Here is a 15,362-nt window from a genome sequence, read left to right as displayed (position 1 = left end):
CGAATGACGGACACCTTCCTGGACCTGAACCAGTTCCGGGGACTGGGGGAGGACCCGGTCTACCACCCGCCGGTGCTGCGTGACCGGCCGCGCGACTGGCCGCTCGACCGGTGGGCCGACGCGCCCCGCGACCTCGGTTACCCCGATTTCGCGCGGTACCAGTGGCGCGGCCTGCGCATGCTCAAGGACCCGGACACCCAGGCCGCCTACCACGACCTGATGTGCGAACTGCGCCCGCGCACGATCATCGAACTCGGTGTGTACAGCGGTGGTTCGCTGGTCTGGTTCCGCGACATGGCCGATCTGATGGGCCTTGACTGCCAGGTGCTCGGCATCGACCGGGACCTGAGCCGCTGCCAGATCCCCCAGTCCGAGATGAAGAACATCTCGCTGCGTGAGGCCGACTGCGCCGACCTGGCGACCTTCGACCAGCTCCGCGACCTGCCGCACCCGCTGGTCTTCATCGACGACGCGCACGCGAACACGTTCAACATCATGAAGTGGTCGGTCGACCACCTCCTGGCGGAAGGCGACTACTTCATCATCGAGGACATGATCCCGTACTGGCACCGGTACTGCCCGAAGCTGCTGACCGAGTACCTCGCCGCGTTCCGCGACGTGCTGAGCATGGACATGGTCTACGCCAACGCCAGTTCCCAGCTGGACCGAGGCGTGCTTCGCCGCATGGCGCCGTCGGCCTAGCCGGGCAGGGAGGTAACCGTGCCGACCGTATCGAGCCTGTTGTACTACGCCGCCCCGCTGACGCCGGCCGGCGGGGACGACGACTGGTGCATCGACGCCGTGACCCGGCCGCCGGAGGTCTTGTTCAACTTCCGCAAGGTGGGCGTGGAAACGACCATCGAGGACTTGCGCGAGGGCGCGTTCCGGCCGTCGCTCGACGAATCGGGGTTCGAGAAGGTCGTCTCGCCGACGGCGGTGGACCAGCGAGCGCTGCTGGACAGCGAGGAAAGCGCACTGGCGGCCTATCGCCGGGAAATGGGCGAGTTGCTGAAGTCGCTGACGGGTGCGGACAGCGTCGAGTTCTTCGACGCCACCGTCCGGCGGCAGGACGCGGCCGAATCCGGTGATCCGGCCGCGCAGTCGCCGCACCAGCGGGTGCACATCGACCAGAGCCCGAAGAGCGCGCGGGCCAGGGCGGCCCGGCATACCGGCCCGGGCCGGGAGTACCGGCGGTTCCAGATCATCAACATCTGGCGGCCGTTGCTCGAACCGGTGCGCAACTTCCCGCTGGCCGTCTGCGACTTCCGCTCGCTCGACCTCGCCGCCGACCTGGTGCCGACCCGGCTGGACTTCCCGGAATGGCTCAAGGACAGGGAGAACTACTCGGTCCGGCACAATCCCGCCCACCGGTGGTACTACTGGGATTCGCTCTCCCCGGACGAGGCGCTGGTCTTCAAGTGCTACGACAGCGCGAGCCGCGGGCTGGCTTCGGTCAGCGAGGACGCGGCCGGTGATGAGCTTCGTGATGTGGCCGGGCTCTGCCCGCACACCGCGTTCTTCGACGAGAACGGGCCGTCGACCGGTCATCTGCGCACCTCCCTGGAACTGCGCGCGCTGGCCTTCCACGAGTGAACAACCACTAAGGAGCAGGGGAAAATGTCGGACAAGACGGTACCGGTCTTCACCATGGCCGAGCTGCGCGAAGGCACGCGCCGGGACGAGTTCCGCAAGTGGACGCAGAAGGGTGTCTTCTACCTCACCGGGTACGGCGCCACGGAACAGGACCACCGGGTGGCCACCGACACCGCGATGGACTTCTTCGCGCACGGCACCGCTGAGGAGAAGCAGGCCGTCACCACGAAGATCCCGACCATGCGACGCGGTTATTCGGCGCTGGAGGCGGAAAGCACGGCCCAGGTCACCAACACCGGTACCTACACCGACTACTCGATGTCGTACTCGATGGGCATCGGCGGCAACCTGTTCCCGTCGGAGAAGTTCGAATCGGTGTGGACGAACTACTTCGACACCCTGTACCGCTCCGCGCAGGAGACCGCGCGCCTGGTGCTGACCGCCGCGGGCACCTACGACGGCGAGGACCTGGACACCCTGCTCGACTGCGACCCGGTGCTGCGCCTGCGGTACTTCCCGGAGGTTCCGGAGCACCGCGCCGCCGAGTACGAGCCCCGGCGGATGGCGCCGCACTACGACCTGTCCATCATCACCTTCATCCACCAGACCCCGTGTGCCAACGGTTTTGTCAGCCTGCAGGCCGAGATCGACGGCGAAATGGTGAGCCTGCCGCACGTCGAGGACGCCGTGGTGGTGCTGTGCGGGGCGATCGCGCCGCTGGTCACCCAGGGTGCGGTGCCGGCGCCGAACCACCACGTCGTTTCGCCGGACGCGAGCATGTTGAAGGGCAGCGACCGCACGTCGAGCGTGTTCTTCCTGCGCCCGTCGACCGACTTCAGCTTCTCGGTGCCCGCCGCCAGGCGCTACGGCCTCGACGTCAGCCTCGACATGGAGACGGCGACGTTCGGGGACTGGATCGGGACCAACTACGTCACGATGCACGCGGTCACCTCGTAGCCACCGCGCCGGTTCCCCGGCCCGCGCGGCGGGCCGGGGAACGGACCCGATCCCTGCCACGCGTTGGAGGAACGAATGCTCATCGTCGCGTTCAAACCGGGGCACGACGGTGCCGTCGCCGCGATCGGCGATCGCCGGTTGCTCTACTCGCTCGAATCGGAGAAGGACTCGCGGCCGCGGTACTCGCCGATCCTGCCGACGACGGTCCTCGACATCGCCGAGCGGCTCGACGCCGTGCCGGACGTGGTCGCCCTCGGCGGCTGGAGCGATCTCGCGTCCAGCCGGATCGCCTACACCGGCGCCGGTTACGAGGGCATCCAGGACCCCATCGTCGCCACCCGGCGCTTCTTCGGCAAGGAGGTCAAGTTCTTCAGCTCCACGCACGAGCGTTCGCACATCTACATGGCGCTGGGCATGGCGCCGAGGGACGACGAAAGTCCTTTGCGGACGGTACTGGTCTGGGAGGGCGACGTCGGCGCCTTCTACGTGGTCGACGCGAACCAGCGGATCGTCCGCAAGGTCCCGGTGATGACCGGCCCTGGCGCGCGTTACTCGTTCCTCTTCGGACTGGCCGACCCCACCTTCCCGATCACCGGCGGCAAACCGCGGCTCAACGACGCCGGAAAGCTGATGGCACTGGCGGCATTCGGCGACGCCGCCGACGCGAACCCGGACATCACGCACGTGGTCGAACGCATCCTCAAGCAGGACTCGATGTACCCGGCGCCCAAGGCGGAATACCGGGATTCGGTGCTGTACAACGCCGGTGTCGAGTCGCCGGAGTGCAAGACGGCGGCCGCGCTGCTCACCGAACGCCTCTTCGAGACCTTCGCCGAGGTCGCTCGCGAGGAGCTGCCCGAGGGCAGCCCGCTGTACATCTCCGGCGGCTGCGGTCTGAATTGCGACTGGAACAGCCTCTGGGCGCAGTTGGGCCATTTCTCGTCGGTTTTTGTCGCGCCTTGTACCAACGACTCCGGCTCCGCGCTGGGCACCGCCATCGACGCCCTCGCCACGTTCACCGGCGATCCGCACATCGACTGGAATGTCTACAGCGGACTGGAGTTCGTCACCGACACCCAGCCCGACCCGATCCGGTGGCGTTCGCGCACCCTCGACAACGACGAGCTCTCCGTCGCACTGGCCGCTGGCCGGGTCGTGGCCTGGGTGCAGGGCCGCTGGGAGATCGGCCCGCGGGCGCTGTGCAACCGCTCGCTGCTGGCCGAGCCGTTCGGCGCGGCGACGAAGGACCGGCTCAACGAGATCAAGCAGCGCGAGGACTACCGCCCCATCGCGCCGGTCTGCCGGGTCGAGGACCTTGGCAAGGTCTTCCACGAGGATTTCGAAGACCCGTACATGCTCTACTTCCGGCGCGTGCGTGAATCCAGCGGTGTGCACGCCGTGACCCATGTGGACGGTTCGGCCAGGGTGCAGACGGTACGGGCTTCGGGCAATCCGCAGATGCATCGGCTGTTGTCCTCCTTCGCCGCTCAGCGGGGTTTGGGCGTGCTGTGCAACACCTCGCTCAACTTCAACGGCGAGGGGTTCATCAATCGGATGTCGGATCTGGTGCTCTACTGCGAGTCGAGGGGAATCCAGGACATGGTCGTCGGCGACACGTGGTACCAGCGTGCCGACGGCTGACACCACTGCTGGGACGTCACGCGTTCACCAGCCGGCCGTGAACACTCGAGCCCCGCGGCAGCCCGGCTACCTGGAACTCGCAAGTCGCATCATCGACATCGTCGGCCTGCACCTCGCCCCTCCCGCACGAGTGCTGGCGTTGGAGCTGGGCACCCCGCAGGACCGGCCCGTCCTACCCATGGACCCAGGCACCGCGCCCCTGTTCGATCAACTAAACGCGGCAAGCAGGCGGCCGACCGCAGCCCACCCGGCCGCCTGCCACCGATTCCTGACCCAGCTCGCTAACACCGTCCCACCGGACAGGGACGGCTACCTCGTCTGCCTGGAACTCCCTTCGGCACTCCAGGACTGGCTAGTTGCCCACCCGCGCTTCGCCGCCTCCCACCCCGCCACCACAGCGCGATGGGCGGATGAAGTCACCCAATGCCTAGGCCACCGAGCCGCCCGCCCCCTCCGACGCCGAACCAAGGCCTTGGAGACCGACCTCCGTCAATGGCGCCGCACCGGCCGGGACCACACATTCACCTGGGTCCGTCCCAGCCCGCATCCCAACGCCGGCCCAGCCCACGCCCTGCCCATGCCACGGACAAGTCAAGCCTCCCGGTAGCCCGTCCGCTGCCACCCGGCGACGAAGCCGAGCGCCGCCACCATCCCGTTCCCAGACAAGTAACTCCCATCCGTTCCGAGGTCGACGGTGCTCAAAGATCGGGCGACGAACTGGCCGGTGGCGCGGTTGCGGCCGGTCAGCCAGCACCCCGAGGTCGTAGTCGAGCACGGTCCTCAGGCCGTACCGCTCGTCGATCTTCGGGTCCGCCAGTGCCTGCCTGATCGGCAGCCCCGCCGGGGGTGCGGGTCAGGTGCAGGCGCAGTCCTCAGCGGAGGCGGGAGTACCTGGCGCAGTAGACATAGCCAGCCCCATCCGGCCAGTCCTGATCGCTTGACCGCTGGCGGAAACGGGCGCGTTCGACCGGGTGGATTCGGTCAGCCAGGTGGCGTCGGCCCTGCAGGTCGGTGTCGAGTGGGAGCGTGAGGATCACGCGTTTGAGCAGTGGGCAGGCGGTGTGCAGCCGCGTGCTGTAGCGGATTGTGCGGGTTGATACCCGGAACCCTCCGAGCACCACTGGACTTCGGACTTGCACGTCCTAGGCCGTGTCCTGCGGATCTTCAACGGAGATGGAGGACGGTGCAGGCGAGGATGACCTCAGCACGGTGGTAGGCGGCTCGTTTGGCGTAACGGGTCGCCAGGCCTCGGAATTGGTTGAGCCGGTTGAACATCGTTCGACCACGTTGCGCTGTTTGTAGAGGTCGGGGTCGAAGGCTGGTGGCTTGCCACCGGCCGGGCCCCGGGTCTTGCGGCGGGCGATCTGGTCGGTGCGTTCGGGGATGGTGGCCTTGATCCTGCGCTCTCGTAGCGTTGTCCGGGTGCTCGGATGGGCGTAGACCTTGTCGGCGAGCACCCGCCCCACCCGGACCTTCTGCCCATCCACCTCGATGTCGCGGACGTGGAATCGACACTGATCACGAACTCGACGTTGTCCTCCAACGTTCCCAGCGAGTCGTCCTTGACAATCACCCGCTCCGGGATCCGATCCCAGGTCTCGTCCGCGTCCACTTCCGCAACCGCTCGTGCGCGGTCTTCCACGGCCCTTAGCGTTCCGGCAGGTCACGCCATGGCGCACCAGTCCGTTCATGCCACAGGATCGCGTTGGTCACCTGCCGGCGACTACGCCACCGCCCAGCCTTCGCAGGCAGAAGATCCGCAGGACACGCCCTAGTCATCCGGGCCACAACCAGGCCACGAGGTTGTCGGAGCGGCCTGGCGGAATCGATCAGTTCAGTGCGGTGACGGCCACCCGGGCCGCGTCGGCGAGTAGGGCGTCGGCGCGTTTGGCGCGTGGCTCGTCCCGGCTGGTCATCACGGCCATCACGATGGGTGCGCGGTTCGGCGGCCAGAGCACGGCGATGTCGTTGCGCCCGCCGTAGTAGCCGCTGCCGGTCTTGTCGCCGACCACCCAGTCACCGGGCACGCCGGCGCGGATCAACGTCGCGCCGGTGGTGTTGCGCCGCAGCCAGTCGGTGAGCACGGCGCGGTCGTCCTCGGCGAGCGCGTCACCGAGCACGTACTGCCGCAGGTTGCCCGCCATCGCCCGCGGGGTGCTCGTGTCGCGCACGTCGCCGGGGATGGCCGAGTTCAGGTCGGGTTCGTAGCGGTCGACGGAGGTGACGTCGTCGCCGATCGCGGTCAGTGCGGCATCCAGCCCGGCCGGCCCGCCGACGTGGCGCAGCAGGAGGTTGCCCGCGGTGTTGTCGCTGTAGCGGACCGCCGCATCGCACAGGTCGCGCAGGGTCATCCCGGTGTCGAGGTGCTGTTCGGTGATCGGTGAGTTGGCGAGCATGTCTTCGGCGGTGTAGCGGACCACCTCGTCGAGCTGTTGCGGTGTGGTCGTGTCCAGCACCGCGGCCGCGGCCAGCGCCTTGAATGTGGACGCGTACGCGAACCGCTCATCGGCCCGGAAGGCGATCGACTTCCCGGAGCCGGTGTCCACCGCGTAGATGCCCAGCCTCGCGTCATGCTGTGTCTGCAGCCGGTTGAACTCCTGCTCGACGGCCGGATCGAGCGGAGTGGCGGCCGCGCTCGTCGTCACCGGCGGTGCGGTCGGTGCCGGTGGGGCCGGGGGCGACGGCGGAGCCGGTTCGGTCGAGGCCGGTGAACACGCGGCCAGGGCCAGTGCGGCGAGCGCCGCCGCGGACCACGCGCGCCGCTTCGAGATGCTGAGCAATGTTCGGTCCTTCGGTCGTGCGGAACTGTCTCCGGATTGCCTGTGGCCGCGCCGGGGGATCGCGACCCTGGAGTCGCACTTCCGCACACCGCCTTTCTCGCGCCGTGGATATCTCACTATGGCACGCGTGCGGCACAGACGGCCGCAAGCCGCGCGGCAAACCACCAGAAAGAGTTCTCGGCCTGGTGTTCTATCCGCTCCCAGTGCACCAGGTCCGCTTTACCTGGAATTCACCGAGTTCATTCCTTTTGCGTGCACGGGCGGAAAAGACAATTGCGCGAATATGGCTTGCCGAAGGTTTAACGGCAGGTCAGGCGGCGGGCGAGTGGTCGGGTGTTTCGGCCGGGAGCGGGGGCAGGTGCACCACGGTCTGCGGGTGCCGGCTGAGGTACTGGAGCCTGCGCAGGCGCCGCTGCGCGAGACCCGCGCGCCGGGCTTCGTCGAACGCCGGCCGCGCGGTGCGGTTCTGCGCCCGGCGGTTGGCTGATGGGTCCATCTGGTCCACGGGAGTCTCCTTGTGGTTACGGAGTGTGATCGGACTCGGGCGTGTTCGGCCGCCGTTCGAGGCAATCCGATCAACGACGGCACTGAGGTACGGCGCGACGGACGAGGCCGTCGTCGGCTTGCCCGCTGATGGCGGGCCACGGTGAAGGTGGAGAAGGCGCTGCCGTCAACGGCAGTAGGTGGCATGGGGAGGATGCCGTTCCCGGCATCTCTCCCCTCCGGTGGTGCCCCCGGCAGGACTCGAACCTGCGACCTAGAGATTAGAAGGCTCTTGCTCTATCCGGCTGAGCTACGAGGGCCTGCGTCGATGCCACTGCTGGCCTCGTGCACGCCAGTAGCTTAGTCGCCGCCACTCTCTCGATCGTTCGATGCAGTCGAATCGTTTCAGGGTGGTCGCACGAACTACGCGAGCGGGTGGATGCCCGTCGGCTCCTGGAGTGCTCGAGAACTAGGTTCTCGCTGGTCGGAGCTGTCTTCGGAGGTCGCGGCCGGTGCGGTGGGGCATCGCGATCTCCTGTCCGTGCGGGTGATGGTCCGCTGGCTGGGCTGCGTGCAATTTTCGAGCACGTGCTCCCTATTGGCAAACATTAACCGAATTCACGACGCCGCGGGAACGCGGGTGGGTGGCCGATATTCCGCCGTTGGCTACGGTCGACGGTCGATCGGCGACACACCGTGCGCCCCATCGGGCGAGAGCAAGATCACCCTGGCCGGGCCCCGGCGGCTCGTTCGCATGCGGGGGACGCGAACGGGGCCTCCTTCCGCCGGGGCTCGGTCGGGCCCCGCCGGCGCGCATCACGGAGTCGAGACGGCGCGCTGCCGGCGGGCCACTCCGGGCCGCTGTTCGGGGTCGGCGGCCCGGGGTTCACCCGCGGCGGGGCAACCCCTGGGGCGGGGGTGCCGCGGGAGCTTCGATCGGGATCAGTTCCACACCTGAATGGCGCGGACGGTGAACGGAGCCTGCGGAACGTAGGTGCCACCGCCCGGATAGGTGGTGAAGTCGCCCTCGGTGGAACAGTCCTCGCCCTGGTACACGCTCACCATGCGATCCATTCGATTGACAAAGGAATAGGCGGTGAAGTCGGCGAGCAGCGGAACGCATTCCTCGGGATTCACCGTGCGCAGGTCCATGCGCTCCACGTCCCCGCCGTAGTGCTCCTCCGTCCAGACGCAGAACTCCCCCTTCTGGCAGGTGACCTGCTGTTTCTCCGGCTCCTGCGGTACCGGTGACGAGGCGTGCGCGAGGCTGCTCATGCCGAATACGCCGATCGACGCCAGCAACAGGATCTTCGGCAGTCGCGAACGGAGTGACTTGATGGTCCTGGTCATTTTCTTCCCCCTGCTTTCCCGGATTTTCCGGTGGAATTGGTGATGACTCCACGATGGCCGGTGGGGGTGGGCTTTGTCAGCAGGGAAAAGGGCATCTGTGGACAACTGGGGAATCGTCACCCGGTCGGGTCGGGGATATCCACAGGGGCGCAATTGGGCATTGCCGGGGGCGGGTGGGTGTGCTAACGGCGAATCGCGCTGGACTTTCTGAAGCGCTTAAGTCACTCTGGGGCAACAGGTTCCGCAGGGAGGAGTGGGATGGTCAGCGCACGTACCGCGGTGTTCGTCGTGTTCGCCTTGAACGGCTGCGCGCTCGGCTCGTGGGCACCACGGGTGCCCGCGCTGACCGAGCAGGTCGGCGCCGTGCCCGGCTCGCTGGGGCTCGCCCTGCTCGGGGCGAGCGTCGGGCTGCTGCTCGCGGCCACGGTGACCGGCCGCCTGGTGGAGTGGCTGGGCGCGCGCCTGGTCATGGCCCTGTCCACGGTCGCCGCGGCGCTGGTGCTGGCCGCGCTCGGGCTGACCACGTCCGTCCTCTGGCTCGGGATCACGCTGTTCGCGCTGGGCGCCGCGATCGGCGTGCTCGACGTGTCGATGAACGTGGCCGCGGTGTTCGTCGAACGCGGGGCGGGCAAGCCGCTCATGCCGGTGTTCCACGCCGGGTTCAGCTTCGGCGCGCTGACCGGCGCCCTGTTCGCCGGGCTGGCCGCCTCACACGGCTGGACGCCCGCGCGTCAGCTCGCGGTGGCCGCCATCTTCGCGATCCTCGTGCTGTTCGCCGTGGTCAAGGCATTGCCAGGGGTCAAACCACACCACGAAACCCGCGCGAAGCGGACCTCGGCGGTGGCCCCGATCAAGCGGCCGGTGCTGTGGCTGCTCGCCACCATCGCGTTGTGTTCCGCGATCGCCGAGGGCGCCAGTTCGGACTGGTCGGCGCTGCTCCTGGTCGCCGAGCACGGCATCGCCGAGGGCCCGGCCGCGCTCGCCTACGCCGGGTTCTCCCTGGCCATGGCGATCGCGCGGCTGAGCGGCGGCCTGCTCCAGACCAAACTGGGGGAACGCCCAGTGCTCGCCGGGGGCGCCCTGCTCGCCGCGATCGGGCTGCTGGCCGCCGCGCTGGTCAGCTCGCCGATCGTCGGCTTCGCCGGGTTCGCGCTTGCCGGGGCGGGTCTCGCCGCGTCGTTCCCGGTGGCGCTCGGCCTCGCCGGTGAGGCGGGCAAACGCGCCGACGGCGGTGGTGGCGAACGAGAGATCGCCTTCGTCACCTCGGTCGCCTACACCGGTTTCCTCGCCGGGCCCCCGGTCATCGGCGGGATCGCGCAGTTGACCTCGCTGTCCACGTCGTTCGTCGTGGTCGCGCTGGTCGCGGCGATGATCGCCCCGGCGACCGTGGCCGCGTTGCGCGCAGGACGGCGTGAACGGGAGCGGAGCTACTGCTGAACCGCCCCGTCCGGGGAGTCGCGCCACTGCTGGAACGGCCGGTCGAGCTTCCATCTGCCGTCCACCAGCTCGACCACGCGGTGCTCGCAGGTCCCCAGGTTGGACAGCGATTCGAACAGCTCGATGCTCCAGCCGAACAGCCGACGGCAGAGCAGCCGGATGGTCAGCCCGTGCGAGACCACCAGCACCGACCTGGGGTGCAGGGGATCGGGCCGTCGCAGTTCCAGTTCGCTGAGGAAGGCGGCGACCCGGTCGTCGACGTCCGCACCCGACTCCCCGAACGGCAGCCGGTAGAAGAAGTGGCCGAACTCGTGCCGCAACCGCTTCTGCACGGCCTGCCCGTCGGCCTCCTGGAGATTGCCCCAGTCCTGTTCGCGCAACCTCGGTTCGTGCACCACCCGCTCGGTCGGCAGGTCCAGCAGCCGCAGGGTTTCGCGCGTCCTCAGGTACGGGCTCACGTAGACCGCGAGTGGCTCGTCACCGGCCAGTTCGGCGATCACCGGACCGGTCCTCCTGGCCTGCTCGCGACCGGCTTCGGTCAGTGGCAGAGCGTGGTCGGGGATCCGCGTGTAGGCGAGTTCGTCGACGTTGCCCAGTGACTCGGCGTGACGCAGCAGGATGATCCGCACTCCGCCATCTTGCCGGGCCGCGGGCGAGCAGATGGCGGATGGTTGTCCTCGAAGCGTTGCACTTACGCTCATATCGTGCCCGAAGACTCCACCGTGACCACCACCAAGCCCCAGGTTTCACGAGGTAACGTCGGCCCGCTGATCACGGTGGGGGTGCTGCTCGCGGTGCTGGTCGGCACCGGGCTGGTCGCGCTCACCGGCGGTGCCGGTTCGGTGATCACCGGACTGGCGGACCCCGGAGTGGTGACGCGGTACGGCATCACGGTGGTCAGGGTGCTGTCCGAAGCCGCCTCCGTGGTCTGCGTCGGGTCCTTGCTGCTGGCCGCGTTCCTGGTGCCGCCGCAGAAGTCGGGCGTGCTCGGCCCGGAGGGCTACGCCGCACTGCGCACCGCGGGGATAGCCGCCTGGTGCTGGTTCTTCGCCGCGGTGGCCTCCATCTACTTCTCCGCGGCCGACGCCGCGGGCCGCCCGGTCACCGAACTGCTCGACCCGCAGGCACTGCTGCAGATGGTCGACGCGATCGAGCAGCCGAAGGCGTGGGTGTTCACCGCGCTGATCGCGTTGCTGCTCGCACTGGGCTGCCGTCTCGCGCTGTCGTGGGGCTGGACCGCGACGCTGTTCTTCCTGGCCGTCGGCGGACTGGTGCCGGTCGCGGTGACCGGGCACTCGGCCAGTGGTGGCGCGCACGACGTGGCCACCAACAGCCTGCTGTTCCACCTCGTCGCCGCCACGCTGTGGGTCGGCGGCCTGATCGCCCTGCTGGCACTGGGCTGGCGCCGCGGCACGCACCTGTCGCTGGCCGCGCAGCGCTTCTCGCGGCTCGCGCTGGTGTGCTGGGTGGTGATGGCGGTTTCCGGCGTGGTCAACGCGCTGATCCGGGTGGCGCCGGCGGAACTGCTGACCACCGACTACGGCCTGCTCGTCCTGGCGAAGGTCGTCGGCCTGCTGGTGCTCGGGGTGTTCGGGCACCAACAGCGGCAACGCGGGATCCGCGGACTCGTCGACGGGGCGGGCGGCGGTCAGCTGCTGCGGCTCGCGTCGGTCGAGATCCTGATCATGTTCGTCACCATCGGCCTGGCCACCGCGCTGGCCAGGACGCCGCCACCGCAGGAGGTGACGAGCCAGCCGTCGAACACCGAACTGCTCATCGGCTACGACCTCGGCGGCCCGCCGACCGTGCTCCGGTTACTGCTGGACTGGCGGTTCGACCTGGTCTTCGGCACGCTCGCGATCACGCTCGCCGTGGTCTACCTGCTGGGCGTGCGCCGGCTGCGGCAGCGCGGCGACGCCTGGCCGGTCGGCCGGACGGTCGCCTGGCTGGCCGGGTGCGCGGTGCTGCTGGTGGCGACCTCGTCCGGGATCGGGCGGTACTCGCCGGCGATGTTCAGCGTGCACATGGGCGGCCACATGCTGCTGTCGATGGTGATCCCGGTGCTGCTGGTGCTCGGCGGGCCGGTCACGCTGGCGCTGCGCGCGCTGCCGCCGGCGGGCAAGGACGGCCCGCCGGGGCCGCGTGAATGGCTGCTGGCGTTCGTGCACTCGCCGATCTCGCGGGCGCTCACCCATCCGGTGGTAGCGCTGGTCCTGTTCGTCGGCTCGTTCTACATCCTGTACTTCTCCGGGCTGTTCGGCGCCGCGCTCAACTACCACTGGGCGCACCTTCTGATGAACGCCCATTTCATCCTGTCGGGCTACGTCTTCTACTGGCCGGTGATCGGGGTGGACCCGGCGCCGCGGCGGATGCCGCCGCTGGGCAGGCTCGGCATGATGTTCGCTTCGATGCCGTTCCACGCGTTCTTCGGGGTGATCCTGATGAACACGCAGACGGTGCTCGGGGAGCCCTTCTACCAGGCGCTGAAGCTGCCGTGGGCCGGTGATCTGCTCACCGATCAGCGGCTCGGCGGCGGGATCGCGTGGGCGGCGGGCGAGGTGCCGGTGCTGCTGGTGCTGGTGGCGCTGCTGGTCCAGTGGGCGCGGGCGGACGAGCGCGAGGCCAAGCGGTCGGACCGGGCGTCCGATGCCTCCGGTGAAGCGGATCTGGCCGCGTACAACGCGATGCTCAAGCAGTTGTCAGAACGCGGAGAAGGCAGGTCGTCAAGGGACTAGGCCCGTAGAGGGTCCAGTTGTCCACATCGACCCCTGTTGTCCACAGATCCCGCTCGGCCCGCCCGCGGTCTCCGTTCTCCCCGCATCCTGGAAGCACGGACGAACCGCACGAGGAGGGCGAGTAGCGATGGCTGTCGGAGAAACCCCGGTGACGCTGGTGGGCACGGTGCTGAGCGAGCTGAGCACCCGCAAGGTGGGCGACGGTGGGCACCACGTGGTGACTTTCTGGGTGCGCAGCAACGAGCGCAGACGGGACAAGGAGACCGCGGAGTGGGTCGACGGCAAGCAGTTGACCGCGCGGGTCACCTGCTGGCGACGGCTCGCCGAGACGGTCGGGGAAAGCCTCGTCAAAGGGGACCCGGTGATCGTCTCCGGAAAGCTGTACACGCGGGAGTACAACCAGGACGGGCAGAGCAGGTCTCTACTCGAACTTGAGGCCTACGCGATCGGGCCGAACCTGAGCCGGTGCGGTGCCGTGGTCCGCCGCAGGGGCAGACCGGAGCAGGCGGTGCCGTTGTGGGAGGAGAACGGAGAAGGGGAGGTGAGCAGGGCACTCTCCCCCGGAGAGGGGATGAGCGCGGCATGACTCGCTTATCAGCTCAGCGCGCCCCGAGGTGACCGGCGTCGAGGCGTCAGTACGACGGCTCTACGATCGCTAGCATGGCCGAGTTCATCTACACCATGAAAAAGGTGCGCAAGACCGTCGGGGACAAGGTCATTCTCGACGATGTCAGCACCGCCTTCTACCCCGGCGCCAAGATCGGCGTGGTGGGCCCGAACGGTGCCGGTAAGTCCACCGTTCTCAAGATCATGGCCGGACTCGACCAGCCGAGCAACGGCGAGGCGTTCCTGCAGCCGGGCGCTTCGGTGGGCATCCTGCAGCAGGAGCCGCCGCTGAACGAGGAGAAGACGGTCCGGGGCAACGTCGAGGAGGGCCTCGGCGACATCAAGGTGAAGCTGGACCGCTTCAACGAGATCGCCGAGCTGATGGCCACCGACTACAGCGACGCGCTGATGGACGAGATGGGCAAGCTCCAGGAGGAGCTGGACCACGCCGACGCCTGGGAGCTGGACTCGCAGCTCGAGCAGGCGATGGACGCGCTGCGCTGCCCGCCGCCGGACGAGGAGGTCACCCACCTATCCGGTGGTGAGCGCCGCCGGGTGGCGCTGTGCAAGCTGCTGCTGTCGAAGCCGGACCTGCTGCTGCTCGACGAGCCCACGAACCACCTGGACGCGGAGAGCGTGCTGTGGCTGGAGCAGTTCCTGGCCAACTACCCCGGTGCCGTCCTGGCGGTCACCCACGACAGGTACTTCCTGGACAACGTCGCCGAGTGGATCATGGAGCTCGACCGTGGCCGCGTGGTCGGCTACGAGGGCAACTACTCCACCTACCTCGAGAAGAAGCGCGAACGGCTCGAGGTGCAGGGCAAGAAGGACGCGAAGCTGGCCAAGCGGCTGAAGACCGAACTCGACTGGGTCCGGTCCAACGCCAAGGCGCGGCAGACCAAGTCGCGGTCCCGTCTCGACCGCTACGAGGAGATGGCGGCCGAAGCGGAGAAGACGCGGAAGCTCGACTTCGAGGAGATCCAGATTCCGCCGGGGCCCCGGCTGGGCAATGTGGTCGTCGAGGTGAACGACCTGAACAAGGGCTTCGACGACCGGGTGCTGATCGACGGCCTGTCGTTCGACCTGCCGCGCAACGGCATCGTCGGCGTGATCGGCCCGAACGGTGTCGGTAAGACGACCCTGTTCAAGACGATCGTCGGGCTGGAGGATCCGGACTCGGGCAGCGTCAAGATCGGCGAGACGGTCAAGCTGTCCTATGTGGACCAGAACCGGGCCGGGATCGACCCGAAGAAGACGGTGTGGGAGGTGGTGTCCGACAAGCTCGACTACATCCACGTCGGGCAGACCGAAATGCCGTCGCGGGCCTACGTCAGCGCGTTCGGCTTCAAGGGACCTGACCAGCAGAAGCCGGCCGGCGTGCTCTCCGGCGGTGAGCGCAACCGGCTGAACCTGGCGATGACCCTGAAGCAGGGCGGGAACCTGATCCTGCTGGACGAGCCGACCAACGACCTGGACGTGGAGACGCTGGGTTCGCTGGAGAACGCGCTCGAGCAGTTCCCCGGCTGCGCCGTGGTGATTTCGCACGACCGGTGGTTCCTCGACCGCGTCGCGACGCACATCCTGGCTTGGGAAGGCACCGACGAGAATCCGGCGAAGTGGTTCTGGTTCGAGGGCAACTTCGAGGGCTACGAGAAGAACAAGATCGAGCGGCTGGGCGCGGAGGCGGCTCGTCCGCACCGGGTCACCCACCGGAAGCTGACCCGCGACTGAGTGGTTCGTGATAGGCCTGAAGTCCGCACAAGGCGAGCCCGACCGCCAC

14 protein-coding genes and 1 tRNA gene are annotated in these 15,362 nt (G+C 68.2%); 8 read left to right on the top strand and 7 right to left on the bottom strand.

What is annotated here, in order from left to right; genetic code table 11:
* Nucleotides 1-3: 3 nt before the first annotated feature.
* The 4 genes from YIM_RS38995 (at nucleotide 4) to cmcH (ending at nucleotide 4,191) form a co-directional block, all read left to right on the top strand.
* The gene (locus tag YIM_RS38995) at nucleotides 4-702 is read left to right on the top strand and encodes a CmcI family methyltransferase (protein WP_153035142.1); all 699 of its coding nucleotides are present in this window, start codon (nucleotides 4-6) and stop codon (nucleotides 700-702) included.
* Between the two features lie 18 nt (nucleotides 703-720).
* The gene (locus tag YIM_RS38990; RefSeq protein WP_153035141.1) at nucleotides 721-1,593 is read left to right on the top strand and encodes a CmcJ/NvfI family oxidoreductase; all 873 of its coding nucleotides are present in this window, start codon (nucleotides 721-723) and stop codon (nucleotides 1,591-1,593) included.
* Nucleotides 1,594-1,617: 24 nt separating this feature from the next.
* A complete protein-coding gene (locus YIM_RS38985; RefSeq protein ID WP_153035140.1) occupies nucleotides 1,618-2,550 on the top strand; it encodes a 2OG-Fe(II) oxygenase family protein in 933 nt (310 codons plus the stop codon).
* Nucleotides 2,551-2,625: 75 nt separating this feature from the next.
* Nucleotides 2,626-4,191 (top strand): 3'-hydroxymethylcephem-O-carbamoyltransferase, encoded by a 1,566-nt coding sequence (gene cmcH, locus YIM_RS38980; RefSeq protein WP_153035139.1) that lies wholly within the window; start codon nucleotides 2,626-2,628, stop codon nucleotides 4,189-4,191.
* A gap of 1,142 nt (nucleotides 4,192-5,333) precedes the next feature.
* On the opposite strand, the gene YIM_RS49490 is transcribed toward cmcH, so the two are convergent.
* From YIM_RS49490 to YIM_RS38955, 6 genes are all read right to left on the bottom strand, one after another.
* Nucleotides 5,334-5,648, bottom strand: a complete 315-nt coding sequence (locus tag YIM_RS49490) for a hypothetical protein (protein ID WP_370468913.1) — start codon at nucleotides 5,646-5,648, stop codon at nucleotides 5,334-5,336.
* Between the two features lie 190 nt (nucleotides 5,649-5,838).
* On the bottom strand, nucleotides 5,839-5,970 hold the full coding sequence (locus YIM_RS49485) for a transposase (RefSeq protein WP_370468912.1): 132 nt from the start codon (nucleotides 5,968-5,970) through the stop codon (nucleotides 5,839-5,841).
* Between the two features lie 50 nt (nucleotides 5,971-6,020).
* A complete protein-coding gene (gene bla / locus YIM_RS38970; protein WP_370469044.1) occupies nucleotides 6,021-7,031 on the bottom strand; it encodes a class A beta-lactamase in 1,011 nt (336 codons plus the stop codon).
* A gap of 250 nt (nucleotides 7,032-7,281) precedes the next feature.
* Nucleotides 7,282-7,476, bottom strand: coding sequence for a hypothetical protein (locus tag YIM_RS38965; protein ID WP_153035138.1), 195 nt, complete (start codon nucleotides 7,474-7,476; stop codon nucleotides 7,282-7,284).
* A 221-nt stretch (nucleotides 7,477-7,697) separates the two neighbouring features.
* Nucleotides 7,698-7,774 (bottom strand) — tRNA-Arg (locus tag YIM_RS38960).
* Nucleotides 7,775-8,396: 622 nt separating this feature from the next.
* Nucleotides 8,397-8,804 (bottom strand): peptidase inhibitor family I36 protein, encoded by a 408-nt coding sequence (locus YIM_RS38955; protein ID WP_153035137.1) that lies wholly within the window; start codon nucleotides 8,802-8,804, stop codon nucleotides 8,397-8,399.
* A gap of 258 nt (nucleotides 8,805-9,062) precedes the next feature.
* On the opposite strand from YIM_RS38955, the gene YIM_RS38950 reads away from it, so the two are divergent.
* Complete coding sequence (locus tag YIM_RS38950; RefSeq protein ID WP_153035136.1) at nucleotides 9,063-10,241, top strand: MFS transporter; 1,179 nt, start codon at nucleotides 9,063-9,065, stop codon at nucleotides 10,239-10,241.
* Here the strand turns inward: YIM_RS38950 and YIM_RS38945 are convergent.
* On the bottom strand, nucleotides 10,232-10,870 hold the full coding sequence (locus YIM_RS38945; protein ID WP_153035135.1) for a histidine phosphatase family protein: 639 nt from the start codon (nucleotides 10,868-10,870) through the stop codon (nucleotides 10,232-10,234). The genes YIM_RS38950 and YIM_RS38945 overlap by 10 nt on opposite strands.
* A 75-nt stretch (nucleotides 10,871-10,945) precedes the next feature.
* On the opposite strand from YIM_RS38945, the gene YIM_RS38940 reads away from it, so the two are divergent.
* The 3 genes from YIM_RS38940 to ettA all read left to right on the top strand — a co-directional run bounded on the left by YIM_RS38940 (nucleotide 10,946) and on the right by ettA (nucleotide 15,313).
* On the top strand, nucleotides 10,946-12,976 hold the full coding sequence (locus YIM_RS38940) for a cytochrome c oxidase assembly protein (protein ID WP_194239895.1): 2,031 nt from the start codon (nucleotides 10,946-10,948) through the stop codon (nucleotides 12,974-12,976).
* 127 nt (nucleotides 12,977-13,103) lie between these two features.
* Nucleotides 13,104-13,562 (top strand): single-stranded DNA-binding protein, encoded by a 459-nt coding sequence (locus YIM_RS38935; RefSeq protein ID WP_153035134.1) that lies wholly within the window; start codon nucleotides 13,104-13,106, stop codon nucleotides 13,560-13,562.
* Nucleotides 13,563-13,636: 74 nt separating this feature from the next.
* Entirely contained in the window at nucleotides 13,637-15,313 is a 1,677-nt protein-coding gene (gene ettA, locus YIM_RS38930) for an energy-dependent translational throttle protein EttA (protein ID WP_153035133.1), read from the top strand.
* Nucleotides 15,314-15,362: the final 49 nt, after the last annotated feature.

It is taken from the genome of Amycolatopsis sp. YIM 10, from assembly GCF_009429145.1.
In the GTDB taxonomy this organism is placed as follows: domain Bacteria; phylum Actinomycetota; class Actinomycetes; order Mycobacteriales; family Pseudonocardiaceae; genus Amycolatopsis.
This window is presented reverse-complemented; position numbering and strand designations above follow the sequence as displayed.

Bases quoted from the DNA above. Each gene is read 5' to 3' on its own strand.
- YIM_RS38995 (WP_153035142.1), top strand. From the start codon at position 4: ATGACGGACACCTTCCTGGACCTGAACCAGTTCCGGGGACTGGGGGAG.
- YIM_RS38985 (WP_153035140.1), top strand. From the start codon at position 1,618: ATGTCGGACAAGACGGTACCGGTCTTCACCATGGCCGAGCTGCGCGAA.
- cmcH (WP_153035139.1), top strand. From the start codon at position 2,626: ATGCTCATCGTCGCGTTCAAACCGGGGCACGACGGTGCCGTCGCCGCG.
- YIM_RS49485 (WP_370468912.1), bottom strand. From the start codon at position 5,970: ATGACTAGGGCGTGTCCTGCGGATCTTCTGCCTGCGAAGGCTGGGCGG.
- YIM_RS38955 (WP_153035137.1), bottom strand. From the start codon at position 8,804: ATGACCAGGACCATCAAGTCACTCCGTTCGCGACTGCCGAAGATCCTG.
- YIM_RS38950 (WP_153035136.1), top strand. From the start codon at position 9,063: ATGGTCAGCGCACGTACCGCGGTGTTCGTCGTGTTCGCCTTGAACGGC.
- YIM_RS38935 (WP_153035134.1), top strand. From the start codon at position 13,104: ATGGCTGTCGGAGAAACCCCGGTGACGCTGGTGGGCACGGTGCTGAGC.
- ettA (WP_153035133.1), top strand. From the start codon at position 13,637: ATGGCCGAGTTCATCTACACCATGAAAAAGGTGCGCAAGACCGTCGGG.